At 59.7% G+C, this 22,893-nt stretch carries 21 protein-coding genes; 8 read left to right on the forward strand and 13 right to left on the reverse strand.

Features of this window, described 5'->3' with window-relative positions:
* Positions 1 to 37: 37 nt before the first annotated feature.
* Positions 38 to 1,129, forward strand: coding sequence for an OmpA family protein (locus tag BVK86_RS13125; protein WP_075946827.1), 1,092 nt, complete (start codon positions 38 to 40; stop codon positions 1,127 to 1,129).
* Between the two features lie 24 nt (positions 1,130 to 1,153).
* The gene (gene pdxH / locus BVK86_RS13130) at positions 1,154 to 1,801 is read left to right on the forward strand and encodes a pyridoxamine 5'-phosphate oxidase (RefSeq protein ID WP_075946828.1); all 648 of its coding nucleotides are present in this window, start codon (positions 1,154 to 1,156) and stop codon (positions 1,799 to 1,801) included.
* A gap of 5 nt (positions 1,802 to 1,806) precedes the next feature.
* On the opposite strand, the gene BVK86_RS13135 is transcribed toward pdxH, so the two are convergent.
* Entirely contained in the window at positions 1,807 to 2,043 is a 237-nt protein-coding gene (locus BVK86_RS13135) for a hypothetical protein (RefSeq protein WP_075946829.1), read from the reverse strand.
* A 166-nt stretch (positions 2,044 to 2,209) separates the two neighbouring features.
* Between BVK86_RS13135 and BVK86_RS13140 the strand changes: the two genes are divergently transcribed.
* Complete coding sequence (locus BVK86_RS13140) at positions 2,210 to 2,674, forward strand: outer membrane lipoprotein (protein WP_075946830.1); 465 nt, start codon at positions 2,210 to 2,212, stop codon at positions 2,672 to 2,674.
* Positions 2,675 to 2,768: 94 nt separating this feature from the next.
* On the opposite strand, the gene nhaA is transcribed toward BVK86_RS13140, so the two are convergent.
* The gene (nhaA, locus tag BVK86_RS13145; protein ID WP_075946831.1) at positions 2,769 to 3,956 is read right to left on the reverse strand and encodes a Na+/H+ antiporter NhaA; all 1,188 of its coding nucleotides are present in this window, start codon (positions 3,954 to 3,956) and stop codon (positions 2,769 to 2,771) included.
* Positions 3,957 to 4,194: 238 nt separating this feature from the next.
* Here nhaA and BVK86_RS13150 point away from each other — a divergent pair, with 238 nt between their 5' ends.
* Positions 4,195 to 5,289, forward strand: coding sequence for a PLP-dependent cysteine synthase family protein (locus tag BVK86_RS13150; RefSeq protein WP_075946832.1), 1,095 nt, complete (start codon positions 4,195 to 4,197; stop codon positions 5,287 to 5,289).
* A gap of 136 nt (positions 5,290 to 5,425) precedes the next feature.
* Here BVK86_RS13150 and BVK86_RS13155 read toward each other — a convergent pair whose 3' ends face one another.
* The 3 genes from BVK86_RS13155 to BVK86_RS13165 all read right to left on the reverse strand — a co-directional run bounded on the left by BVK86_RS13155 (position 5,426) and on the right by BVK86_RS13165 (position 8,459).
* Positions 5,426 to 7,039, reverse strand: coding sequence for an NAD(P)/FAD-dependent oxidoreductase (locus BVK86_RS13155; protein ID WP_075946833.1), 1,614 nt, complete (start codon positions 7,037 to 7,039; stop codon positions 5,426 to 5,428).
* A gap of 95 nt (positions 7,040 to 7,134) precedes the next feature.
* A complete protein-coding gene (locus BVK86_RS13160) occupies positions 7,135 to 7,800 on the reverse strand; it encodes a COG3650 family protein (protein ID WP_075946834.1) in 666 nt (221 codons plus the stop codon).
* Positions 7,801 to 7,859: 59 nt separating this feature from the next.
* Positions 7,860 to 8,459 carry a short chain dehydrogenase gene (locus tag BVK86_RS13165; RefSeq protein ID WP_075946835.1) on the reverse strand — a complete coding sequence of 200 codons (600 nt, stop codon included), beginning with the start codon at positions 8,457 to 8,459 and terminating at the stop codon, positions 7,860 to 7,862.
* Between the two features lie 106 nt (positions 8,460 to 8,565).
* Here BVK86_RS13165 and BVK86_RS13170 point away from each other — a divergent pair, with 106 nt between their 5' ends.
* The gene (locus tag BVK86_RS13170; protein ID WP_075946836.1) at positions 8,566 to 9,474 is read left to right on the forward strand and encodes a LysR family transcriptional regulator; all 909 of its coding nucleotides are present in this window, start codon (positions 8,566 to 8,568) and stop codon (positions 9,472 to 9,474) included.
* A gap of 102 nt (positions 9,475 to 9,576) precedes the next feature.
* On the opposite strand, the gene BVK86_RS13175 is transcribed toward BVK86_RS13170, so the two are convergent.
* From BVK86_RS13175 to BVK86_RS13195, 5 genes are all read right to left on the reverse strand, one after another.
* The gene (locus tag BVK86_RS13175) at positions 9,577 to 10,278 is read right to left on the reverse strand and encodes an ABC transporter ATP-binding protein (RefSeq protein WP_075946837.1); all 702 of its coding nucleotides are present in this window, start codon (positions 10,276 to 10,278) and stop codon (positions 9,577 to 9,579) included.
* Positions 10,279 to 11,046: a high-affinity branched-chain amino acid ABC transporter ATP-binding protein LivG gene (gene livG, locus BVK86_RS13180; protein ID WP_075946838.1), complete on the reverse strand. Its 768-nt coding sequence runs from the start codon at positions 11,044 to 11,046 to the stop codon at positions 10,279 to 10,281.
* Positions 11,043 to 12,299: a high-affinity branched-chain amino acid ABC transporter permease LivM gene (locus BVK86_RS13185; RefSeq protein ID WP_075946839.1), complete on the reverse strand. Its 1,257-nt coding sequence runs from the start codon at positions 12,297 to 12,299 to the stop codon at positions 11,043 to 11,045. The genes livG and BVK86_RS13185 overlap by 4 nt, the downstream gene beginning before the upstream one ends.
* Positions 12,296 to 13,219, reverse strand: coding sequence for a high-affinity branched-chain amino acid ABC transporter permease LivH (gene livH, locus BVK86_RS13190; RefSeq protein ID WP_056856113.1), 924 nt, complete (start codon positions 13,217 to 13,219; stop codon positions 12,296 to 12,298). The genes BVK86_RS13185 and livH overlap by 4 nt, the downstream gene beginning before the upstream one ends.
* A 233-nt stretch (positions 13,220 to 13,452) precedes the next feature.
* Entirely contained in the window at positions 13,453 to 14,580 is a 1,128-nt protein-coding gene (locus tag BVK86_RS13195) for a branched-chain amino acid ABC transporter substrate-binding protein (protein ID WP_075946840.1), read from the reverse strand.
* A gap of 350 nt (positions 14,581 to 14,930) precedes the next feature.
* Here BVK86_RS13195 and BVK86_RS13200 point away from each other — a divergent pair, with 350 nt between their 5' ends.
* Positions 14,931 to 15,236, forward strand: coding sequence for a DUF2288 domain-containing protein (locus tag BVK86_RS13200; protein WP_075946841.1), 306 nt, complete (start codon positions 14,931 to 14,933; stop codon positions 15,234 to 15,236).
* 291 nt (positions 15,237 to 15,527) lie between these two features.
* Here BVK86_RS13200 and BVK86_RS13205 read toward each other — a convergent pair whose 3' ends face one another.
* Positions 15,528 to 17,729, reverse strand: coding sequence for a hypothetical protein (locus BVK86_RS13205; protein WP_075946842.1), 2,202 nt, complete (start codon positions 17,727 to 17,729; stop codon positions 15,528 to 15,530).
* A gap of 198 nt (positions 17,730 to 17,927) precedes the next feature.
* Between BVK86_RS13205 and BVK86_RS13210 the strand changes: the two genes are divergently transcribed.
* Complete coding sequence (locus BVK86_RS13210; protein WP_075946843.1) at positions 17,928 to 18,824, forward strand: NAD(P)-dependent oxidoreductase; 897 nt, start codon at positions 17,928 to 17,930, stop codon at positions 18,822 to 18,824.
* On the opposite strand, the gene BVK86_RS13215 is transcribed toward BVK86_RS13210, so the two are convergent.
* Positions 18,781 to 20,997, reverse strand: coding sequence for a putative bifunctional diguanylate cyclase/phosphodiesterase (locus BVK86_RS13215; protein WP_279627466.1), 2,217 nt, complete (start codon positions 20,995 to 20,997; stop codon positions 18,781 to 18,783). The genes BVK86_RS13210 and BVK86_RS13215 overlap by 44 nt on opposite strands.
* A 293-nt stretch (positions 20,998 to 21,290) precedes the next feature.
* Between BVK86_RS13215 and BVK86_RS13220 the strand changes: the two genes are divergently transcribed.
* Entirely contained in the window at positions 21,291 to 22,643 is a 1,353-nt protein-coding gene (locus tag BVK86_RS13220) for a spinster family MFS transporter (protein WP_075946845.1), read from the forward strand.
* Between the two features lie 154 nt (positions 22,644 to 22,797).
* Here the strand turns inward: BVK86_RS13220 and BVK86_RS29345 are convergent.
* On the reverse strand, positions 22,798 to 22,893 hold a 96-nt coding region (locus BVK86_RS29345; RefSeq protein WP_139315762.1), incomplete at its 5' end, for an integrase core domain-containing protein.

Below are 22,893 nucleotides of genomic sequence, written 5' to 3' on the forward strand. Positions count from 1 at the left end.
CCTGATTTTTTTATGACTTCATTTTTGTGGATATCCAATGTCAACCAAACCCACCCTCGCTTTGGCACTGTGCTTCGCTATTACCGGTTGCGCACAGAATCCTAAAAATGATGCAGACGGCGGCAGTTGGTGGCCGTTTGGCTCTTCCGACAAAGTTGCCGCGAAAGATCCTGCGCCGGCCCCGCTGAAACCTGCCGCCAGCGCTCCGGTGGCCAAGACTGAAAGCACCAGCCCCTGGTACTGGCCGTTCGGCTCCGATGACGACGCGAGCAAAACGGCTGCCAAAGCGGAAGTCAAACCTGAAGCCAAACCCGCCGCTGTCGCCAAGGCCGATGCCGAAGCAGGTGGCAAGTGGTGGTGGCCGTTCGGTGGCAAAGAGCAGAGCACCGCCAAAGTCGTGCCGATGCCTGATCCGAAAGTCACCCAGGCCTGGCTTGACGACTACGAACCGCGCCTGCGTGCCGCGATCAAGGACAGCAACCTGCAACTCGAGCGCCGTGAAAACGTACTGGTGGTGACGGCGCCGGTCGAAGGCTCGTTCAACCCGGATCGCCCGGCCATGTTGTTACCGGTAACCCTCGGTCCGTTCACCCGTGTCGCGAAAATCCTCGAAGTCGATCCGAAGACGGCCGTATTGGTACTGGGCCACAGCGATACCTCGGGCGCAGCGCCGGCCAACGTCAAGTTGAGCCAGGAACGTGCTCAAGCGGTCGCCGCGATCTTCCGTCTCAGCGGCCTGCAACGTGATCGCCTGATGCTGCGCGGCATGGGCAGTGAAGCGCCGCGTGCGGCCAACGACAGCGTTGAAGGGCGCGCCTTGAACCGTCGCGTGGAACTGCTGGTGACCCCGCAAAACACCATGGTCGCCTTGCTGAGCAAGTACAACATGCCGGCTCCGGCGCCAGTCACCCTGGTGGCTGCCCAAGACATCAAACCGGTCGCCAAGCCTGTAACCCCGGCCCCGGCCGCGAAGAAGGCTGCAGTGCCTGCCGCGAAAAAAGCACCGGCCAAGAAAGCCGCGGCCAAGAAGACCCCGGCTAAAACAGCGACTCCGGCGAAAAAGACTGCACCGGCCAAAGCCGCTGCCGACACCAAGAAAGTCGCGGCCGCCGATTCCACAAAGAAGTGATTCGTTAACCAAAAGGAATGCGCCATGACCAAGGCCCTGGCTGATATGCGTCGCGACTACACCCGTGATGGCCTGACCGAGGCGCAAGCCCCGGCCGAGCCGTTTGCGCTGTTCCACCAGTGGTTTGCCGATGCGGTGAAAACCGAACAGGCACCGGTAGAAGCGAACGCCATGACCTTGGCCACGGTCGACCCGGACGGTCGGCCGCATTGCCGTATCCTGCTGCTCAAGGGCCTGGACGAAAAAGGCTTCACTTTCTTCACCAATTACGACAGCGCCAAGGGCCAGCACCTGGCGGCGAATCCGTTCGGGGCCATGACGTTTTTCTGGCCGACCCTGGAACGCCAGGTTCGGATTGAAGGACGGGTGGTGAAGGTCACGCCTGCAGAGTCCGATGCCTATTATCAGGTTCGTCCGCTGGGCAGCCGCCTGGGCGCCTGGGCATCACCGCAAAGCCGAGTGATTGCCGATCGCGGGGAACTGGAGAAATTGCTCAAGGAAACCGAGCAACGCTTCAGCGATACCCAGCCACACTGCCCTGAACATTGGGGGGGGTACCGCCTCTTGCCCGAGCGCATCGAGTTCTGGCAGGGGCGTTCCAGCCGCCTTCACGACCGCCTCAACTACCGCCTGCAGGGCGCCGACTGGATTCTTGAACGTCTGGCACCCTGAGCAGTCTACCGCTCGAGATAACCTGCCGCAGCGGCCTCCAGCCATTGCGGCAGGTCTCGACGCCTGATCTTCTGCGTCCGGGCAATGGCCAGTTGCTGGAGCATGAACGCTTTTTTCCGTTCGTCATGCCCTGCCAGCGCTAGCGCCAGATCGCGGTCCATCCAGCGTCTGATTCGCACGTACAGCCACCCGTGGAAGTACAGGCCAGCGACAGTCGTGACGACAATGATAAAGTAATCCATGAAAATCCTCGGCCAGCGGCGCAGATTGCCGAAATTGCCGCTAATGTGTGATGAGTTCGCGCCGGCCCTGTACGGGAACTGAATGAAATCATTTTTATCCGGGCGATGCCGTGACAGGCGTCAAGCTGCGGAGTTTAATGAATACCTGTCCTTTGGAGTTGATGCTATGCGTAAGTCTGTTCTGCTGGTTGCTTCTTTTTCCACGATGGCGATGTTGCTCACTGGTTGCCAATCGAGCCTGACCGGTGACTCGTACTCCCGTGACGAAGCGCGTCGCGTGCAGACGATTCGCATGGGGACCATCGAAGCGCTGCGCCCGGTAAAAATCGAAGGCACCAAAACCCCGATCGGCGGCCTCGCCGGGGCAGCCGTTGGCGGCGTGGGCGGTAGTGCCATTGGTGGCGGTAAAGGCAGCATCGTTGCTGCGGTCATCGGCGCCGTCGCCGGCGGCCTGATTGGCTCGGCCACCGAAGAAGGCCTGACCCGCACCCAGGGCGTGGAAATTACCGTTCGCGAAGACGACGGCAGCATGCGCGCCTACGTGCAACAGGTTCAGGAAAACGAAGTGTTCCGTGTCGGCGAACGTGTGCGCATTGCCACGGTTGATGGCACCAGCCGCGTTTCGCACTAGGCGCAAACGAGTAACAAACCAAAACCCCGATCAGGTGACTGATCGGGGTTTTTTATTGTTTGTAGCGCAGGCTCGGGCCGAAAATTAATTCAGGTTATGCGATACGGGACTCATGCTTACGGCTCGCCATCGCCGTCACCGCATAACCAATCAACGCCGCCAGTATCGAACCGGTCAAAATCCCCATCCGGTCCATCCCCGCGTAGTCGCTGACACCCGGCTCAAAGGCCAGGGAGCCGACAAACAGGCTCATGGTAAAGCCGATGCCACAGAGAATCGCGACGCCCAATATCTGACCCCAATTGGCGCCTTGGGGCAGGGCGGCGATGCCGATCTTGACGGCCAGCCAGGTCAGGCCGAACACACCGACGGTCTTGCCCAGCAACAGGCCGACAGCGATGCCCATCGGTACGTCGTGGGTGAAACTGTCGACGGTGACGCCGCTCAGCGACAACCCCGCGTTGGCGAAAGCGAACAGCGGCAGGATGCCGTAGGCCACCCACGGGTGCAGTGCGTGTTCGAGCGTCAGCAGCGGCGACGGCTCGGCGTTTTTCGTGCGCAGCGGGATACAGAACGCCAGGGTCACACCGGCCAGCGTGGCGTGCACGCCGCTCTTGAGCACGCAGACCCAGAGGATCAGACCAATGATCATGTAAGGCCCGAGCTTGGCCACCCCGAGCCGGTTCATGCCGATCAGTGCCGCGATGCAGGCTGCCGCCAGCGCCAGGGACACGGTCGACAATGCGCCGGAGTAGAAAATCGCAATGATGATAATCGCGCCCAGGTCGTCGATGATCGCCAGGGTCATCAGGAACAGTTTCAGCGACACCGGCACCCGTTTGCCCAGCAGCGCCAGTACACCCAACGCAAACGCGATGTCGGTGGCGGTTGGAATGGCCCAACCACTCAGGGCCGCCGGGTTGTCGCGGTTGAGGAACCAGTAGATCAGCGCTGGCACGACCATGCCGCCGATTGCCGCCGCGCCGGGCAGGACAATCTGTGACGGCCTGGCAAGCTGGCCGTCGAGGACTTCGCGCTTCACTTCCAGACCGATCAGCAGGAAGAACAAGGCCATCAGGCCGTCGTTAATCCACAGCAGCAGCGGCTTGGCGATTTTCAGCGCGCCGACCTGGGCCACCACGGGAGTGTCCAGCAGGCCGTTGTAGAGCCACGACAGCGGCGAGTTATTGATAATTAAAGCCAGAACGGCTGCGGCGATCAGTAACAGACCGCTGGCAGCTTCCAACTGAAAGAAACGCGTGAAAGTGCTACGCAGAGGCAAGGTCGCTCTCCATCGATAAATTCAAAAGGTGGCACACCCTAACCTGTACCGTTTGTTGTTAAAACAAAAGTTATATTCTTTTTTGTTATATGCCGTTACGGTCGAAAGGTCGACATGGACCTGAGCCTAGCAGTTGCCGGACGTATTGAAGCTCAGCTGTATCTGTGCGGGATGTCGGATTTTTCCTAAGCTTCAGGGCTGAGCCTTGCGACAAGGCCGACTCAACGAGAAAACCACCATGAGCGACAATCGACAGTGGGCCCGCGAAGCCATCCGCATCATCGAAGCCGACTTCCAGCGCAGCGCCGACACCCATCTGATTCCTTTGCCGCTGCCGGGTTTTCCGGGCATTGACCTGTATTTCAAGGACGAGTCCAGCCATCCCACCGGCAGCCTCAAGCACCGACTGGCGCGCTCGCTGTTCCTCTATGCGCTATGTAACGGCTGGCTCAAACCCGGCGCGCCGGTGATCGAGGCGTCCAGCGGTTCGACGGCGATCTCCGAGGCATACTTTGCGCGTTTGCTTGGCCTGCCGTTTATTGCGGTGATGCCGGCCACCACCTCAAAGGAGAAGATTGCACAGATCGCTTTCTATGGCGGCAAGAGCCATCTGGTGGACGATCCGACGCAGATCTATGCCGAGTCCGAGCGCCTGGCGCGCGAGCACGACGGACACTTCATCGATCAGTTCACCTACGCCGAACGCGCCACCGACTGGCGGGCGAACAACAACATTGCCGAATCGATCTTTCATCAGATGCGCTTCGAGCAGCACCCCGAGCCGAGCTGGCTGATTTCCAGCCCTGGCACCGGCGGTACCACCGCCACTCTGGGCCGCTACGTTCGCTATCGCCAACATGGTACCCGGGTGCTTTGCGCCGATGCCGAGCGTTCGGTGTTTTTCGATTACTACCTGACCGGCGATGCCAGCCTGCGCCTGGACCACGGCTCGCGAATCGAGGGCATTGGTCGGCCACGGGTGGAAGCGTCGTTCCTGCCCAAGGTGATCGATGCCATGGTCAAGGTCCCGGACGCACTGTCGCTGGCGGCAATGCATTACCTGGCTGAGCGGTTGGGTCGGCATGTGGGCGGGTCGAGCGGCACCAACCTGATCGGTGCGCTGATGGCTGCGCAGCCAATGAAAGCGGCAGGGGAGACGGGGTCGATGGTGGCGATTTTGTGTGACGGCGGCGAGCGTTATGCCACGACCTATTACGATCAGGATTGGCTTAAGGCGCAAGGGTATGAGTTGAGCGGGTTGATAGATGCGGTTGCTGCGACGGTCGAGCGCGGCGAGCCGCTGCCGAACACGGTGCTGCGAGCCAATATCTGACGGGCAGAAGAAACAAAGGGTGGGAGCGAGCCTGCTCGTGAAGCGGCAGACCAGTCAACATCCGTGTTGAATGTCACTCCGTCTTCGCGAGCAGGCTCGCTCCCACAGGGTTTTGCATTTAATCCAGGAATGCAGGTCAGGCTTCGAGGCCGAGGATGTCCCGGGCCACCGCTTCCGCAATGCGAATCCCGTCAACACCCGCCGACAGAATCCCGCCCGCGTAACCCGCGCCTTCACCGGCCGGGAACAGGCCTTTGACGTTCAAACTCTGCATCGACTCGTTACGGGTGATCCGCAGCGGTGACGACGTGCGGGTCTCTATCCCGGTCAACACGGCGTCGTGCAGCGAGTACCCGCGAATCTGCTTCTCGAAGGCCGGCAGTGCTTCACGGATCGCTTCGATGGCAAAGTCTGGCAAAGCCAAGGCCAGATCACCCAGGGCAACGCCTGGTTTGTAGGACGGTTCAACGCTGCCCAGCGTGGTGGACGGCTTGCCCGCAATGAAGTCGCCGACCAGTTGTGCCGGAGCTTCGTAGTTGCTGCCGCCGAGCACGAAGGCGTGGGATTCCAGGCGCTCCTGCAACTCGATACCGGCCAGCGGGCCACCCGGATAATCGACTTCCGGGGTGATGCCGACAACGATCCCGGAGTTGGCGTTGCGTTCGTTACGCGAGTATTGGCTCATGCCGTTGGTGACCACACGATTCGGCTCGGAGGTCGCCGCTACCACGGTGCCGCCCGGGCACATGCAGAAGCTGTAGACCGAACGACCGTTCTTGGCGTGGTGCACCAGTTTGTAGTCGGCGGCGCCGAGTTTCGGGTGGCCGGCGTACTTGCCCAGGCGTGCGCGGTCGATGAGCGACTGCGGGTGCTCGATACGGAAACCCACCGAGAACGGTTTGGCTTCCATGTACACGCCACGACCGTGGAGCATGCGGAAGGTGTCACGGGCACTGTGGCCGAGGGCGAGGATCACGTGCCTGGAGTGGATCTGCTCGCCGCCATCGAGTTCGACGCCGACCAGTTGCCCATCTTCGATCAGTACGTCGGTGACGCGCTGCTGGAAGCGGACTTCGCCGCCCAGAGCGCGAATCTGTTCACGCATGTTTTCCACGACACCGGTCAGGCGGAACGTACCGATGTGCGGCTTGCTGACGTAGAGGATTTCTTCCGGCGCACCGGCCTTGACGAATTCGTGCAGGACTTTGCGGCCAAGGAATTTCGGGTCCTTGATCTGGCTGTAGAGCTTGCCGTCGGAGAATGTCCCCGCGCCGCCCTCGCCGAACTGCACGTTGGATTCCGGGTTGAGCACGCTTTTACGCCACAGGCCCCAGGTGTCCTTGGTGCGCTGGCGTACTTCGGTGCCGCGTTCGAGGATGATCGGCTTGAAGCCCATTTGCGCGAGCAGCAGCCCGGCGAAAATCCCGCACGGGCCGAAGCCGACGACGATCGGGCGAGCACTCAGGTCGGCCGGTGCGCGGCCAACTTCTTTGTAGCTGACATCCGGCGCCACGTTGACGTTACGGTCATCGGCGAACGTGTGCAGCACCGCCGCCTCATCGCGAACGTTGAGGTCGATGGTGTAGATGAAGCACAGTTCGGAGGACTTTTTGCGCGCATCATAGCTGCGCTTGAACAAGGTGAAATCGAGCAAATCATCGCTGGCGATGCCCAGGCGCTGCACGATGGCAGGGCGCAGGTCTTCTTCGGGATGGTCGATCGGCAACTTGAGTTCGGTGATTCGTAACATGGCGGGATCCGGTTCGCGGGGCGCACAACTGCGCCAGGGCGTTTGAAGCCGGCGATTATAAGCTCCAAAGGCCCGGTTCCGTGAGGCTTAAACGATCAGTCGTCGCGCGAGCCGCCGAAATACCCGCAACCGCGCTGCACCTGACCATCGATGCGCAGTTCGGCGCTCATGTGCTGAATACTGCCGCTGCTGCTGTCGACGCAGCGTTGCGGTGCGACCCACAATTCAATGTGTTGGTTGTTGGCTTCGGTGCTCAGGTTGAAGCGACCGTCGCCCAGTTGTTCTTCGACATACGGCACGGCCAATGGCGGCTGACCGGCGCGCTCGATGACCATGCCTTTGCCGCTGACCTTCACGCTCCACTCGGGCGCATGGCCGGCGGCGCGCAGGATCAGCAACTTGAAATTGGGATCGTCACACGCGGTGCCCGAACGTTCGACACGGTAGAGGGTTTCCAGGTCGAGCTGGCCGTCGCCATTGCCGGCAACGACTCGCCCACGCACATCGGCGAACAACTTGCCCTGGGCATCGGCCAGGCTCGCGGCCTGTTGCAACACGCTGGTGCTGCCCGTGTCGTTGACCACATAACGACGGGTGTCGCCGCACGGCTGGAACAACAGCTTGCCATCCGCTGCGGTTAACTGGCCTTGCATGCGGGTCTGGCCGACGTGGGCAGCATTTTCACGCGGGCCATCGAACAACTGGCAAGCGGCAAACAGCGGAAGCAGGGCAACAAGGACTAAGGAACGGGCAACACGCATCTTGGGGTCTCCTGACAAGTGCCGCCACGTTACGCAGCCTGACCGTTCATCACAAGGCTTTAGCCCACGTGAAAGGTTTGTCCCGTCTGCAAGCCTTCGACACTTTTGGCGTAGGCCAATGCCACATCCGCTGCGGGAACCGGTTTGAAACCGCGGAAGTAGGGTGCGTATTTGCCCATGGCTTCGACCAGCACGTTCGGGCTGATCGAGTTCACGCGCAGGCCACGCGGCAGTTCGATGGCGGCGGCGCGGACGAAACTGTCCAGTGCGCCGTTGACCAGTGCGGCCGAGGCACCGCTGTAAATCGGATCGTGGCTGAGCACCCCGGTGGTGAAGGTGAACGAGGCACCGTCATTGGCGAACTCGCGGCCAATCAACAGCAGGTTGACCTGCCCCATCAACTTGTCTTTGAGGCCCAAGGCAAAACTGTCCTCGGTCATCTCTGCCAGCGGCGCGAAGGTCACGTTGCCGGCGGCGCAGATCAGCGCATCGAATTTGCCGGTCTGCTCGAACAGTTTGTGAATCGAGGTGCTGTCACTGATATCCACTTGAAAATCACCGCTGCTGCGGCCAATGCGAACGATCTCGTGGCGCTGGGACAGTTCCTTGTCGACCGCCGAACCGATGGTGCCGCCTGCGCCGATCAGAAGAATTTTCATGGGTAGTGATCCTCATGGGGATTGAATGAGGCTTCAGTTTAGAGTGGTTTTTTCTGCGGATAAGCGTGCTAATAGGCAACCTTTGGTTTTCAAATGGAAACAATCCATGAGCGAAATGGATGATCTGGCGGCGTTCGCGGTACTGGTCGAAGCGGGTAGCTTTACCTTGGCCGCACAGCAACTGGGCTGCAGCAAGGGGCAATTGTCCAAGCGCATCAGTCAACTGGAGACGCAGTTTTCCGTGGTCCTCTTGCAACGCACCACGCGGCGCTTGAGCCTGACAGCGGCGGGCGCTGCGTTGTTGCCGCAGGCGCAAGCGTTGGTGGTTCAGGTGGAAAGGGCGCGCCAGGCGCTGGCGCGGCTGAAGGACGACATGGTCGGCCCGGTGCGCATGACCGTTCCGGTGTCGCTGGGGGAAACGTTCTTCGATGGTCTGCTGTTGGAGTTCTCGGCCAAATATCCGCAGGTGCAGATCGAGCTCGACCTCAGTAACCACTACCGCGACTTGTCTCGTGAGGGCTTTGATCTGGCGGTTCGCTCCGATGTCGGCAATGACGAACGTCTGGTTGCGCGACCGCTGTTGGCTTGGCATGAACTGACCTGCGCCAGCCCGGCATACCTTGAGCAACATGGCGAGCCATCGACCCCGCAGTCGCTGACTGAGCACCATTGCTTGCTCAATAGCCACTACAGCGGCCGCGAAGAATGGCTCTATCACCAGCAGCATGATTTACTGCGTGTGCGGGTGTCGGGACCGTTCGCCAGCAACCACTACAGCCTGCTCAAAAAAGCCGCGCTGGCGGGCGCTGGCATTGCGCGCCTGCCGTCCTACTTGCTGCAAGCGGAATTGGCTGGCGGGCGTTTGCGCTGGCTCCTGCGTGATTATCAGACGCGTCGCATGCCGATGTACCTGGTGCACCCGTATCAGGGCGGGTTGCCCAAGCGCACGCAGGTATTGGCGGATTATTTGATTGGCTGGTTCAAGCGCAGTGGAGAGGTGCTGGATCGGTTGTAACGTGCTAATTCACAGCAACCTGCGGCGAACGCTTGCCACAAAAGCGTCAGTCACCGGGCACAAAAAACGGCCCGAAGGCCGTTTTCTGTTTACCGCAGAGCCTTAGCCACCGAGGTACGCTTCGCGCACTTTCGGGTCCGTCAGCAGGGATTCGCCGGTGCCTTGCATCACTACCCGACCGTTCTCCAGAACGTAGGCACGGTCAGCGATTTTCAGCGCCTGGTTGGCGTTCTGCTCCACCAGGAACACCGTTACACCGTCCTTGCGCAGCTGTTCGATGATGTCGAAGATCTGCTGGATGATGATCGGTGCCAGGCCCAGCGATGGCTCGTCGAGCAGCAGCAGCTTGGGCTTGCTCATCAGCGCACGGCCGATGGCGAGCATTTGCTGTTCGCCGCCGGACATGGTGCCGCCGCGCTGGCTGAAGCGTTCTTTCAGGCGCGGGAAAAGTCCGAGGACCTTGTCCATCTGTTCCTGGTAATCGCCTTTCGCTGTGAAGAATCCGCCCATGGACAGGTTCTCTTCCACGGTCAGGCGGGAAAACACCCGACGACCTTCCGGCACGACGGCGATGCTCTTGCGCATGATCTGCGAAGAGTCCTGGCCGACCAGTTCCTCACCCATGTAGCGGATGCTGCCGCTGTGGGCGCGCGGCGAACCGCACAGGGTCATCAGCAGCGTGGACTTGCCGGCACCGTTGGCGCCGATCAGGGTCACGATCTCTCCCTGACGGACTTCGACGTTGACGCTGTGCAGCGCCTGGATCTTGCCGTAGAAGGTGGAAACGTTTTCGAACTGCAGCATTTACGCTTCCCCCAGGTAGGCTTTGATCACTTCAGGATTGTCGCGGATCTGTTGCGGCGTACCGTCGGCCAGGGGCGTGCCCTGGTTGATCACGACGATGTGGTCGGAAATGCTCATGACCAGTTTCATGTCGTGTTCGATCAGCAGCACGGTGACGTTGTGCTCTTCACGCAGCACGCTGATCAGCGCCTTGAGGTCTTCGGTTTCCTTCGGGTTCAGACCGGCGGCCGGTTCGTCGAGCATGAGGATCCGCGGGCGGGTCATCATGCAGCGAGCGATTTCCAGGCGACGCTGCTGACCGTAGGCCAGGGTGCCGGCCGGACGGTTGGCGAACTCTTTCAGGTTGACCTTTTCCAGCCAGTACTCGGCGAAGTCCATGGCCTCGCGCTCGCTCTTGCGAAACGCCGGGGTCTTGAACAGGCCGGACAGGAAGTTGGTGTTCAGGTGACGGTGCTGGGCGATCAAGAGGTTCTCGACCGCCGTCATGTCCTTGAACAACCGCACGTTCTGAAAGGTACGCACCACGCCTTTGAGGGCGATCTTGTGGCCCGGCAGGCCTTCGATCGGCTCGCCGTCCAGCAGGATGCTACCGCCGCTCGGCTTGTAGAAACCGGTCAGGCAGTTGAACACCGTGGTCTTGCCGGCGCCGTTCGGGCCGATCAACGCCACCACCTGTTTCTCTTTCACGCTCAAGGCAACGCCGTTGACCGCCAGCAAGCCGCCGAAGCGCATGCTCAGGTTTTCTACTTTAAGGATCTCGCGGCTCATTTGCGCAGCTCCATGTGAGGACGTTGCATGGGCAGCAGACCCTGAGGGCGCCAGATCATCATCAGTACCATCAAGGCACCGAACATCAACATGCGGTACTCACTGAACTCTCGCATCATTTCCGGCAGCAGGATCATCACCACGGCAGCGAGGATCACCCCCAGCTGCGAGCCCATGCCACCGAGCACCACGATGGCGAGGATGATCGCCGACTCGATGAAGGTGAAGGACTCCGGTGTCACCAGGCCCTGACGGGCAGCGAAGAAGCTGCCGGCAAAACCGGCGAATGCCGCGCCGAGGGTAAATGCCGAAAGCTTGATGATGGTCGGGTTCAGGCCCAGCGCTCGGCACGCGATTTCATCTTCACGCAACGCTTCCCAGGCACGGCCCAGAGGCATGCGCAGCAAACGGTTGATGACGAACAGCGCAGCCAGAGCGAGGAACAGGGCAACGAGGTAAAGGAAAATCACCTTGTTGATCGAGTTGTAGGCCAGGCCGAAGTACTCGTGGAAGGTTTGCATGCCTTCTGCGGCTTTGCGTTCGAAGGTCAAGCCGAAGAACGTCGGTTTCTCGATGTTGCTGATGCCGTTCGGGCCGCCGGTGATATCGGTCAGGTTACGCAGGAACAGACGGATGATTTCACCGAAGCCCAGAGTCACGATCGCCAGGTAGTCACCGCGCAGACGCAACACCGGGAAGCCCAGCAGGAAGCCGAAAGTGGCCGCCATCAGGCCGGCGATTGGCAGGCAGATCCAGAAGCTCAGACCGAAGTAATGCGACAGCAGCGCGTAGCTGTAGGCGCCGACGGCGTAGAAGCCGACGTAACCGAGGTCGAGCAGACCCGCCAGACCGACCACGATGTTCAGACCAAGGCCGAGCATCACGTAGATCAGCACCAGCGTGGCGATATCCACCGCACCGCGCGAGCCGAAGAACGGCCAGACCAGTGCAACGGCAATCAGCGCAATGATGATCCAGCGCTGGGTGGTCGGCAGGGTCAGGAAGTTGCTGGCCTTGGCCGGAATCAGCGGCATGTTGGGCGAAGAACGCCAGGCCGAACTGATCTGCTGGTCGAACAGTACACGCAGGAACATCAGCACCGAACACACGGCGATGGTGATCAGGGTAGCGGTGCTGGTGCCATGAACTTCGAGGTTGATGCCGACGATGGTCAGCTTCAGACCGAGTACCGGGTAGGCCACGGCCCACACCAGCAAGGCGCTGAACAACGCCTGTTTAAGATTCCTAGTCATACCTTCTCAACCTCCGGACGGCCCAGCAGGCCGGTTGGCCGGAACAACAGCACCAGAACCAGCAGGCCGAACGCCACGACGTCCTTGTACTGGTCGCCGAAGATATCGGCACCAAAGGCTTCCGCCACACCCAATACGAGCCCACCGAGCATGGCGCCCGGAATGCTGCCGATACCGCCCAGTACCGCTGCGGTGAAGGCCTTGAGGCCGACCAGGAAACCGGCGTTCGGGTTGATCACGCCGTATTGCATGCTCAGCAGCACAGCCGCAATGGCTGCCAGCGCGGCACCGATGACGAAGGTCAGGGCGATGATGTTGTTGGTGTTGATACCCAGCAGGTTGGCCATCTTGATGTCTTCGGCACAGGCGCGGCAGGCGCGGCCCAGGCGAGAGCGGGAGATGAACAGCGTCAGGCCGAGCATGGCGACCAGGGTCACCACGAACACCACGATTTGCATGTAGGAAATCAGCACTTCATGTGCGCCACCTGGCCCGAAGGCAAAGTTGCCCGGAATCAGGTTGGGGATGGATTTGTCCTTGGAGTCTTGCGCCAGCAGAACGGTGTTCTGCAGGAAGATCGACATACCAATGGCGGAAATCAGCGGGATCAGACGGTTGCTGCCGCGCAAGGGGCGGTAGGCGATCCGTTCGATGCTGTAACCGTAGGCACTGGTCACCACGATGGTGGCGATGAACGCGGCGGTCATCAACAGCGGAACACTGTCGAGTCCCATCATGGCCAGCCCGGCGATGGCGATGAACGCCACGTAGGAACCGATCATGTACACCTCGCCGTGGGCGAAGTTGATCATTCCAATGATGCCGTAAACCATCGTATAGCCGATGGCGATCAGGGCATACGTGCTGCCAATGGTCAGGCCATTAACCAGCTGTTGGAAGAAGTGATAGATGTCAGGCATTACAGCGCTCCTAAAAACCTGATACGCATTTCACTGGTGGAGTCATTTTCCCGCCCGAGCCCCGTGGATCTGCATCCACTTCGAATTCGGGGTTTGCCAGCGAACCGCTGATGACGGTTTAGAGATTTTCAGGTGGGGAGACTGGCGGATCACGCCAGCGCAGCCCAGGTACGTTCGTAAAACAAAGCCCACGGCACGCCGTGGGCTTTATTGGCAGTCAGTCAGGCAACGCCTTACTGAGGCTTGGCTTCAGTTTTTGGTTTGCCGAAGTGCCACTCGTAAACCACAAATTTGAAGTCTTTCAGGTCGCCTTTGTCGTCGAAGCTCAGGTCGCCGGTAGGCGTCTTGAAGGTGCCTTTGTGGATGGCTTCAGCCACTTTGGCGGTGTCTTCGGACTTGGCAGCCTTGATACCTTCGGCGATCACTTCCACAGCCGAGTAGGCCGGGAACACGAACGGACCGCTCGGGTCTTCTTTTTTCGCTTTGAACGCGTCAGCCAGGGCAACGTTGGCCGGATCCTGGTCGAAGGATTTCGGCAGGGTCACCAGCAGGCCTTCGGAAGCTTCTTTGGCGATCTGCGAAATGGAGTCGTTACCCACGCCTTCCGGACCCATGAACTTGGCTTTCAGGCCTTTTTCCTGGGATTGACGCAGGATCAGGCCCAGCTCCGGGTGGTAGCCACCGTAGTAAACGAAATCGACGTTGGCTTGCTTGAGCTTGGCGATCATCGAGGAGAAGTCTTTGTCGCCGGCGTTGACGCCTTCGAACACGGCGACTTTCACGCCTTTCTTCTCGAGGGTGGTTTTGACCGCGGTGGCGATGCCTTCACCGTATTGCTGTTTGTCGTGCAGGACAGCAACGATTTTCGGTTTGACGAAGTCGGCGATGTAGTTACCGGCGGCAGGGCCCTGGGCGCTGTCCAGACCGATGGTACGGAAGACCATTTTGTAACCACGGGCGGTGATGTCCGGGCTGGTGGCAGCCGGAGTGATCATGATCACGCCTTCGTCTTCGTAGATGTCCGAAGCCGGTTGAGTGGAGCTGGAGCACAGGTGACCGACGACGAACTTGACGCCGTCGTTGACGACTTTGTTCGCTACGGCCACGGCTTGTTTTGGATCACAGGCGTCATCGTATTCAACGGCTTCGAGTTTCTTGCCGTCTACGCCGCCTTTGGCGTTGATTTGTTCGATGGCCATTTTGGCGCCACTGAACTGCATATCGCCGTATTGGGCTACAGGACCGGTTTTAGGGCCGGCGATGCCGATCTTGATGGTGTCAGCTGCGAATGAATGGCTGGCAACCCCGGCCAGAACCATAGCGGCAAACAGTTTGGAAATCTGCTTAGTAGCCTTAGTCATAGTGCTCCACTCTTACTGTTGTAGTTTTTATAGTCCTGGCGCCGTTGGCGGCAGAACCGGTCAGATATCTACGACATCCCTCCGGAAATGCCCCCCGGCAACTGTACCGGTACAGTGTAGAGCGCCGATTGTCAGCCTGGGAAGCTGGCGCCAGGGGGCAAAACTTGGGGGTGTCGCTATTTTGAAAGAAAAAGACAGAATTGCGGCGGGGCTTTGAAGGGCTTATAGCCAGATTCCGTGCATTCCTTGGCATTCCTGCTCTTTTCGTTCGGTGACACAAATTGCATCTGGGTTTTTCTGCCAGACCACCGACGTTATCATTGCGTCGATTTCTTTTCCGGACCGGACCCATGACTGAAGAACCTAGCACCCTCTATGCCAAACTGCTTGGTGAAACCGCATCTATTACCTGGAAGGAACTGGAGCCGTTCTTTGCCAAGGGTGCCCTATTGTGGGTCGATCCGAGCCTGGATTTGATCGCCGCTGCCGAGGCTGTAGCAACCGATGAAGGCGAGAAAGTGGCTGCCTGGCTGGCCGAAGACAAGGTTGCCAAGCTGTCTGAAACACGGGCGCTGGATCTTTTCGAGCGTGACCCGCAGCTGTGGGCCGTGGTGGTTTCGCCGTGGATTATGATCCAGGAAAGAGCGCAGCCTTGAAGGCTGGCACCTTTTTGGTGCGTGGCGTGATCCATGGAAAGTGTGTAGCCGAGTAGCGTGATGGCACGTTGCCGTAGAGAAAGGCCACAGCCTCACGGTGACGTAAACGTAACGGGAACAGTTGAGAGAGCAGCCTGAGGGCTGCTTAATTGTTTCTGGATGTTTGGGGATGAAATCTTCAGTGGATTGCAGAGCTTCATCGCTGGCAAGCCAGCTCCCACAACATCCAGCGCGTACGCCACGAATTTGTAGGAGCTGGCTTGCCAGCGATGGGGGCAACCCGGTTCTGGATCAGACTGAGAACGTCTTGCCGGTATGGTTGTTGAGCGAAATAACCTTGGTCTTGCCGATGCGGTGACGGTAGATCTCGCGCAGGTATTTGATCGATTTTTTCACGCAATCGCGCGACAGGCGGATGTCGTTGATCGAAACGAACTTGTCCTTGTCGTTGATCAGCTCGCGGTACTTCTTCTCGTACATCGGTTTGATCGCGTACCAGTTGGTATCGAGGATTTTCGCCGGGTTCTCGAACTCGTTGAGCAGGTCGTCGATCCGGTCTTCGTCAAAGTGTTCATTGATGATGAAGTCCAGGATCGAGTTGTCCAGGGTCTCGTCGAAACGGTACGGGTTCTTCGCGAAGCAGCGCTTGATGAACGCCACAATCAGCGTCAGGAAGTCGTCCGACAGGCACGGGCTCTTGGCGATCAACGTGGTCAGCGACAGGTTGGCCGAGGCGCCGATCACCAGTGCGTAGCGCTTGAGCGTGGTGTTCGGGAACAGGCTGTTGAGGTGCGTCTTCAGCCGGTTCAGGTCCATGTACGACAGCTTGTAGTCTTTCGGCAAGGAAACGATCGACACCACCGACGAGCAGTTCTTGAAGAAGTGCAGGTCGTGCAGGGCGGCGGCGTCGTAACCCGAGTTCTTGTATTGCTCCAGCGAAGCGCGATAACGCTTGGACTCGATCGGCAGCAGGCTGATGCCTTCGATAGCCTGGGTGACCTTGTTGAAGTGCGGCAGGTCGATCGAGCGGAAGAACAGATCGTCGATGTTCAGGCGCTGCGGTTCTTTCTCGAAGACCTTGAATTTGTCGCTGCTCGGCGGCGGCGTTTCCGGTACCACGGACTCGGCGTAGGCAATCGCCACCGGACCGGCAAGACTCATGAACAGGTCGTTGGCGTCCAGGCGAATGGTTTCGCCGATGTCGATGCCGGCGCGACGGAAATAGTTCTGGTCGTAGTCCGTCGTAACCGCCTGGGCCGTCAGAATGTTGAAGATCTGCTGCGAGATGTATTGGTTAGCGTGCTTTTCCATGGCATTGACATCAATGTTCTGGATGTTGCCGTCATCGTTCTCTTCGGCGTAACGCATGATGTCGTTGGAGATCAGCATCATCGCGTTCCATGGGCGGATTCGGCCCATGACGCTGGCTTCGCTGCTGTCTTCATTGGCGAAGTTGTAGGAGAAGTCCCACTCTTCCGACAGGTATTTACACAACAGGCGACCGGCGTTGATGTGCAGCGCTTCGGACATTTCGCTGCGGTGGTCGGAAATGTTCGGCAGTACGCAGATGCCGCTGGTGAAGATCGGCTCGAAGACGAACGAATGGCCGCTCTTGCCGTCGTGTTCGTCCATCGGCTTGGTGTCGAACGTTTTGTTCATGTACGAGTGTTGCTGGGCCAGGCCAAATTCCGAGGCCATGCCCGATCCCGTACCTCCGCCGGCGCTGAAGATCGAGAAATACAGGCGCGACTGGTTGGCCTTGATGCCACAGCTGTCGATCAGGTACGAGTGAATCATCTTCCAGTCTGGGCTGGAGAAACGCTGGGTGTCCTTGTTCAGGATGATCTTGGCCAGGTACTGGCCGAGGATCGGCGCGTTACCGGCGCCACCGGCGTGGACTTCCGACAAGTCCATGATTTTCATTTTGCTGTAGTCGCGCAGGAAGCCGCTTTTTTCGCCCTTGCGCGAGAAGCGGATGCGACCGGCGATGTCTTTGTCCAGGTCGCCGAGCATGACCAGCGGCTCCACCAGGAACACGGGTTTGGTGGCCTTGTTCGGCATCAGGCGCAGGTTGTTGCGAATCCACTGGGCCGGGCTGTAGCCTTTTTCGGCGTAGCGTTTGTCCGGCGACAGGCGATCTTCGTTGTTGAATTCGTTGAGGTAGAACTTACGGGCGTTGTACACCAGCTCCGCGACGTCCAGCGCAATGTTCGAACCGCAGCGGCCCAGGCCGATCAGGCACACCGACGGGAATTCCTGGTCGCTATGCTGCTCGCTGTCGCCTTCCAGGTGTGGCGGGCGCGGGAACACCATGTCACGCAGGCCGTCGAGGTTGTCGAGGATGCGGTCGGTGTTGGTTTCGGTGAAGTACAGGTATTGCTGGGTCGCCAGCGGGCGCGACGGCGTCAATGGCTTCGACGGTGCGGGGCTGTTCGCCGCCGGACTCAGCGTCAGATCGGAAATCGCGGTGGCCGGGTTATTTTTAGAAGTCATTGTTCGCCATGTACCTGGGCTGGTTGGTCGGCCGACACGCTGTCGTCAAACCGTCACGGAATAAGATCTCGCGTCTTTTATCAGCGCGTATTTGGCCCAAGCGTCAGAGCCTTGGCCTGAACGTCGCTCGGGGGAATCCTTTCCTGAGTCATGATAAATCGGCCAGAATTTGGCGATCTTTAATCAAAAGGAGGCAAAATGATGTCAATACTACCTTCGCTGGGTTTTGCCGGAATTGGCCTGATGGGGCTGCCGATGTGTCGGCGACTGCTCGCGGCGGGGTACCCGCTGACGGTGTGGAACCGTAATCCGGACAAGTGCGCGCCGCTGGTCGAGGCCGGCGCGCGGCAGGTCGCGACCCCGGCCGAACTGTGCCAGCACACCGATGTGGTGATGCTCTGCCTGGCCGACACGGCGGTGGTGCGTGAGGTGGTGTTTGGCCCAGCTGGCGTGAGCGAGGGGGCGAAAAGCGGCCAGTTGCTGGTGGACTTTTCCAGCCTGGAACCGACGGCAACGCGAGAAATGGCTGCTCAGCTTGCCAGCCAAACCGGCATGGGATGGCTCGATGCGCCGGTGTCGGGCGGTGTGGTCGGTGCGGAGGCGGGCAGCCTGGCGATCATGGTTGGCGGTGAGGCCGCAGCGCTTGAACGGGTCAAACCGGTGTTGCTCAGCCTCGGCCAGCGCGTGACGCACATGGGCGCGGTCGGAGCGGGGCAGGTGACCAAGGCTTGCAACCAGATGATTGTGGCCTGCAATGCCCTGGTGATTGCCGAAGTGGTGGCCCTGGCAGAGCGCGCGGGCGTGGACGCGAGCCTGATCGCCGAAGCGCTGGCCGGTGGTTTTGCCGATTCAAAACCGCTGCAAATCCTCGCCCCGCAAATGGCCGAGAGCCGTTTCGAGCCGGTGAAGTGGCACGTGCGGACGTTGCTCAAGGACCTGGACACCGCGGTGAAGTTCTCCCGCGAGCAGGGTTCGGCAACCCCGGTCAGCGGTCTCGCCGCGCAGCTGATGCGCCTGCATGGGGCGCAGGGGTATCTGGAAAAAGACCCGTCTACATTAGTGCAGATGTACCGTGAACCAGGCTCAGCGACGTAGCGGAATATGTGTTTTTTCGCTGGTTGATTTCTTTCAGCACCGGGTGCAACTCGGCGAGCGGCACCGGCCGGCTGAGCAGGTAGCCCTGAACGAAGTCGCAACCCTGGCTTTCAAGAAACTGGTACTGCTCGAAGGTTTCGACGCCCTCGGTGACCACATCCAGGTGCAGGGTGTGGGCCATGGCGATGATCGCCTGGACAATTTCCATGTCCTGGGTCGAATTCGGAATGTCCTGGATAAATGAACGGTCAATTTTCAGCGTGTTCAGTGGCAGGCGCTTGAGATACGCCAGGGACGAATAGCCGGTGCCGAAGTCATCGATCGACAGTGATACGCCGAGGGCGCGAATCTGCCGCAGCAACACCAGGGTATCGGCGATGTTGCCCATCAGCGCGTTCTCGGTCACTTCCAGTTCCAGCCGTTGCGGCGCGACCTGCGCATCCAGTAGCGCTTGTTCGATCTCGGCGGCCAGTTCTTCGCGTTCCAGAGTCAGGGGTGAACAATTCACCGCGATCCTCAGTTCCTCGCAGCCTTGGCGCGATAGCTCGCCCAGGTCTTCACAGGCCTTGCGCAGCACCCAGTGGTCGAGCTCGGTAATCAGGCCGTTGGCTTCGGCGATGGTAATGAAGCGGTCCGGGGCCAGGAAACCGTGGGTCGGGTGTTGCCAGCGAATCAGCGCTTCGAGCTTGCTGACCTGGCCGGTTTTAAGGTCGTAGATGGGTTGGTAATAGAGCAACAGGCCGGTGTCCTCGCGCAGGGCGTGACGCAGTTCTTCTTCCAGTTGCAATTCCAGCGTGGCGCGGGCCTTGAGGTTGGCGCTGAAAAAATTCAGGCCGTTGCGTCCGCTGCCCTTGGACTGATAAAGCGCCAGGTCGGCGTTTTTCAGCAGCTCTTCACAGGTTTTACCGTCTTCTGGAAACACGCTGATGCCAATGCTGGTGGTCATCACCATGCGCCGCCCGGCGAGCTCAATCGGTTCTTTCATTTTTTGCATGATGCGTTGGGCCATGTGCCGCGCTTCTTCACGATCATGCAGGTCGATGAGGATGCAGAACTCATCGCCACCGAAGCGTGCCACGACATCTTCGTGGCTGCGGATCGAGCTTCTGATGTGCCCGGCAAGCACCTTGAGCAGCTCATCGCCGGCATCGTGGCCAAGGCTGTCGTTAATCCGCTTGAAGTGGTCGATGTCGAGGAAAAGCACCGCGAGCATGCCGCTCTCGCTGGTTTTCTGGCTGAGTTTTTCGGCGAAGAGCTGATTGAAACCGCGACGGTTGATCAGGTTGGTCAAGGGATCGTAGTGCGCCACCTGTTGCAGTGACATGCGCGCCTGGTCCAGTTGACTGAGCAGCGAGTTGACGCGTTGCAGATCGTTTTCCTTGTGCTGCAGCTTTTTGTCCGCCAGCGCCGCGCTGATGCTGCTGCCGATAATCAGCAGCGTCATGATGGCCACGGTCAGGCCCAGTTGCAGGTGGTTGTTTTCCCCGGGCTCGGTCAGGAGGCTGCCAGTGGGCAGCACCAGATTGAAGGCGGCCATGCCGGTGAAATGCATGCTGAGGATGCCGGCTCCGAGCACCAGGCTGGCGCCGTACTTGAGCAATTGATGAAGCAACCCCGCGCCGTTGCGTAAGTAAGTCGACAGCAGCAGCGCTGCCAGGCTGGCGCCGATGGCGATCACGATCGAGAGGCTGAACAACAGCGGTTGATAGTAGGCCTGCGCCTGCGAACGCAGTGCCGACATGCCCACGTAATGCATGGCGGCGATGCCCAGGCCGATGCCGATGGCGGCCTTGAAGCATTGCCAGAAACTCAGTTGCGCGAAGCTGAGTGTGTGCATCGCCAGCCACGAAGCGAGCAGGGCGATCAGCAGGGAAACGAGGGTGATGGACAATTGGTAATGGATAGCGACCGGCGCCTGAAACGCCAGCATGCCGATGAAGTGCATGGCCCAGATTCCGCCCGCAAGGCATCCCGCGCCGACCCAGCGCCAGAGTCGCTGTGAGGCCTTCTTTTCTGCGTGAGCCACCCGCTCGGCCATGTCCAGTGTGGCAAAACTGCCTGCGCAGGCAACCAGATAAGCCAGCAGTACCAGAAAAGGGTCATGTCTGCAGTTAAGTATGACCTGCCCACTCTCTGGCAGTTCGGAAATGAAATGCAGACCAAGCCACTCCATAGCATGCCCCATCATTGTCTTCCTGACCGGCGCAATGATCGCCAGCGAATGTCATTGAGTATAGAGGGCACCTGAGGAATGCAAGCGATAGTGGCACATTGTCCTGAAAACCTTTTGGAATGGAGGTTAGATCGTTTGGAAATAAAATGTTGCACGGGCCGCGCCTGATCCGATGGTCGGGTATCAGCTTTACGAATAATTACAGACAGCGGTGGGGCGCCTGACTAGATTGCAGGTTCCGGGCTCGGATGCACTGGCAGTGAAGCCCCCATAACAATAAATGAGACGGACCCATGCAGAACTCGACCCAAGCGGCGAATGCCTGGCGCATTCTGTTCCTGCTGTTCCTGGCCAACCTGTTCAACTTTTTCGACCGCACCATTCCGGCCATCATCATCGAACCGATCCGCATGGAATGGCACCTCAGTGACTTTCAACTGGGGATCATCGGCACTGCATTCACCATCGTCTACGCCATTGCCGGCCTGCCCCTGGGGCGAATGGCCGACACCGGCTCGCGTGCCAAGCTGATGGGCTGGGGCCTGGCGGCGTGGAGCGGGTTGACCGCAGTCAACGGCATGGTGGGCAGTTTCTGGAGTTTCCTGATCGTGCGCATGGGCATCGGCATCGGCGAAGCCAGTTACGCGCCTGCCGCCAACTCGCTGATCGGCGACTTGTTCCCGGCCCACCGTCGGGCGCGGGCCATGGGCATTTTCATGCTCGGTCTGCCCTTGGGCCTGCTGCTGGCGTTCTTCACCATCGGCGCGATGGTCAAGGCTTTCGACAGCTGGCGCGCGCCCTTCTTCATTGCCGCCGTACCGGGGCTGATCCTCGCGGTCTTCATGTTTTTCATCAAGGAGCCCAAGCGCGGCGCCGCTGAAAGCGTGCAGGTTTCGCAGGAGAAGGTTGACCGGCCGATTCGCCGGGTGCTGGCGGTGCCGACCTTCCTCTGGCTGGTGATGGCCGGGTTGTGCTTCAACTTCGCCACCTATGCCTGCAACTCGTTCATGGTGCCGATGCTGCAGCGCTACTTCCTGATGCCATTGCAGGACGCGGCAGTGGCGACCGGGGTGATCGTCGGCGTGACCGGGTTGTTCGGCCTGACGCTGGGTGGCTGGGTCGCCGACAAGATTCATCAGCGAGTTGCCAATGGTCGTCTCCTGTTTGCGGCGTTCAGTCTGATCATCTCCACAGTCTGCACCGCTTGGGCGCTGCATTCGGGACGGATCGAGATCGGTGTGTTCGTGGCGGTATTCAGCGTGGGCTGGTTGTTTGCCTACAACTTCTACACCTGCGTGTACACGGCGATTCAGGACGTGGTCGAACCACGCTTGCGCGCCACGGCCATGGCGCTGTTCTTTGCAGGGTTGTACCTGTTGGGTGGCGGATTGGGGCCGGTGGTGGTCGGTGCGTTGTCGGATCACTTCGCCCACACGGCCATGCTCGCGGCGGGTGCCGGGCAAATGACCGAAGCGTTCAAGGCTGTCGGCCTGCACGACGCGATGTACCTGATTCCGGTGGCGCTGTTCTTCACCATGGTGTTTCTGGTGCTGGCTTCGCGGTGTTTTGTGCGCGATGCCAAGCGGATGAAGGAAGGGTTGGTGGCAGTGGTTGGGCCTGAGGTTCCAGCGGCTGCGGCTTTGTAGCCATCACGCAAAACCTGTAGGAGCCGGCTTGCTGGCGATTGGATGCGGCGTTTAACCAGACCATACGCGTCATCGGTAACGACCATCGCCAGCAAGCCGGCTCCTACGGGAGCGCGCGACCCATGTCTAGTCCTGAAATAGGTTTACACCTGTTTCACCCTAACGCCCGATGCACCGCATCGGGCGTTTTGTATTTTAAAGAGAGGTGCGGCCGCTCTTGGTTGTAGATCGTGACGGCCTCTCGCACCAT

It is taken from the genome of Pseudomonas reinekei, assembly GCF_001945365.1.
In the GTDB taxonomy this organism is placed as follows: domain Bacteria; phylum Pseudomonadota; class Gammaproteobacteria; order Pseudomonadales; family Pseudomonadaceae; genus Aquipseudomonas; species Aquipseudomonas reinekei.

What these genes read in the sequence shown, in the direction of transcription:
- BVK86_RS13125 (WP_075946827.1), top strand. Translation starts at nt 38, where the DNA reads ATGTCAACCAAACCCACCCTCGCTTTGGCACTGTGCTTCGCTATTACC.
- pdxH (WP_075946828.1), top strand. Translation starts at nt 1,154, where the DNA reads ATGACCAAGGCCCTGGCTGATATGCGTCGCGACTACACCCGTGATGGC.
- BVK86_RS13135 (WP_075946829.1), bottom strand. Translation starts at nt 2,043, where the DNA reads ATGGATTACTTTATCATTGTCGTCACGACTGTCGCTGGCCTGTACTTC.
- BVK86_RS13140 (WP_075946830.1), top strand. Translation starts at nt 2,210, where the DNA reads ATGCGTAAGTCTGTTCTGCTGGTTGCTTCTTTTTCCACGATGGCGATG.
- BVK86_RS13150 (WP_075946832.1), top strand. Translation starts at nt 4,195, where the DNA reads ATGAGCGACAATCGACAGTGGGCCCGCGAAGCCATCCGCATCATCGAA.
- BVK86_RS13155 (WP_075946833.1), bottom strand. Translation starts at nt 7,039, where the DNA reads ATGTTACGAATCACCGAACTCAAGTTGCCGATCGACCATCCCGAAGAA.
- BVK86_RS13160 (WP_075946834.1), bottom strand. Translation starts at nt 7,800, where the DNA reads ATGCGTGTTGCCCGTTCCTTAGTCCTTGTTGCCCTGCTTCCGCTGTTT.
- BVK86_RS13165 (WP_075946835.1), bottom strand. Translation starts at nt 8,459, where the DNA reads ATGAAAATTCTTCTGATCGGCGCAGGCGGCACCATCGGTTCGGCGGTC.
- BVK86_RS13170 (WP_075946836.1), top strand. Translation starts at nt 8,566, where the DNA reads ATGAGCGAAATGGATGATCTGGCGGCGTTCGCGGTACTGGTCGAAGCG.
- BVK86_RS13175 (WP_075946837.1), bottom strand. Translation starts at nt 10,278, where the DNA reads ATGCTGCAGTTCGAAAACGTTTCCACCTTCTACGGCAAGATCCAGGCG.
- livG (WP_075946838.1), bottom strand. Translation starts at nt 11,046, where the DNA reads ATGAGCCGCGAGATCCTTAAAGTAGAAAACCTGAGCATGCGCTTCGGC.
- BVK86_RS13185 (WP_075946839.1), bottom strand. Translation starts at nt 12,299, where the DNA reads ATGACTAGGAATCTTAAACAGGCGTTGTTCAGCGCCTTGCTGGTGTGG.
- livH (WP_056856113.1), bottom strand. Translation starts at nt 13,219, where the DNA reads ATGCCTGACATCTATCACTTCTTCCAACAGCTGGTTAATGGCCTGACC.
- BVK86_RS13195 (WP_075946840.1), bottom strand. Translation starts at nt 14,580, where the DNA reads ATGACTAAGGCTACTAAGCAGATTTCCAAACTGTTTGCCGCTATGGTT.
- BVK86_RS13200 (WP_075946841.1), top strand. Translation starts at nt 14,931, where the DNA reads ATGACTGAAGAACCTAGCACCCTCTATGCCAAACTGCTTGGTGAAACC.
- BVK86_RS13205 (WP_075946842.1), bottom strand. Translation starts at nt 17,729, where the DNA reads ATGACTTCTAAAAATAACCCGGCCACCGCGATTTCCGATCTGACGCTG.
- BVK86_RS13210 (WP_075946843.1), top strand. Translation starts at nt 17,928, where the DNA reads ATGATGTCAATACTACCTTCGCTGGGTTTTGCCGGAATTGGCCTGATG.
- BVK86_RS13215 (WP_279627466.1), bottom strand. Translation starts at nt 20,997, where the DNA reads ATGGAGTGGCTTGGTCTGCATTTCATTTCCGAACTGCCAGAGAGTGGG.
- BVK86_RS13220 (WP_075946845.1), top strand. Translation starts at nt 21,291, where the DNA reads ATGCAGAACTCGACCCAAGCGGCGAATGCCTGGCGCATTCTGTTCCTG.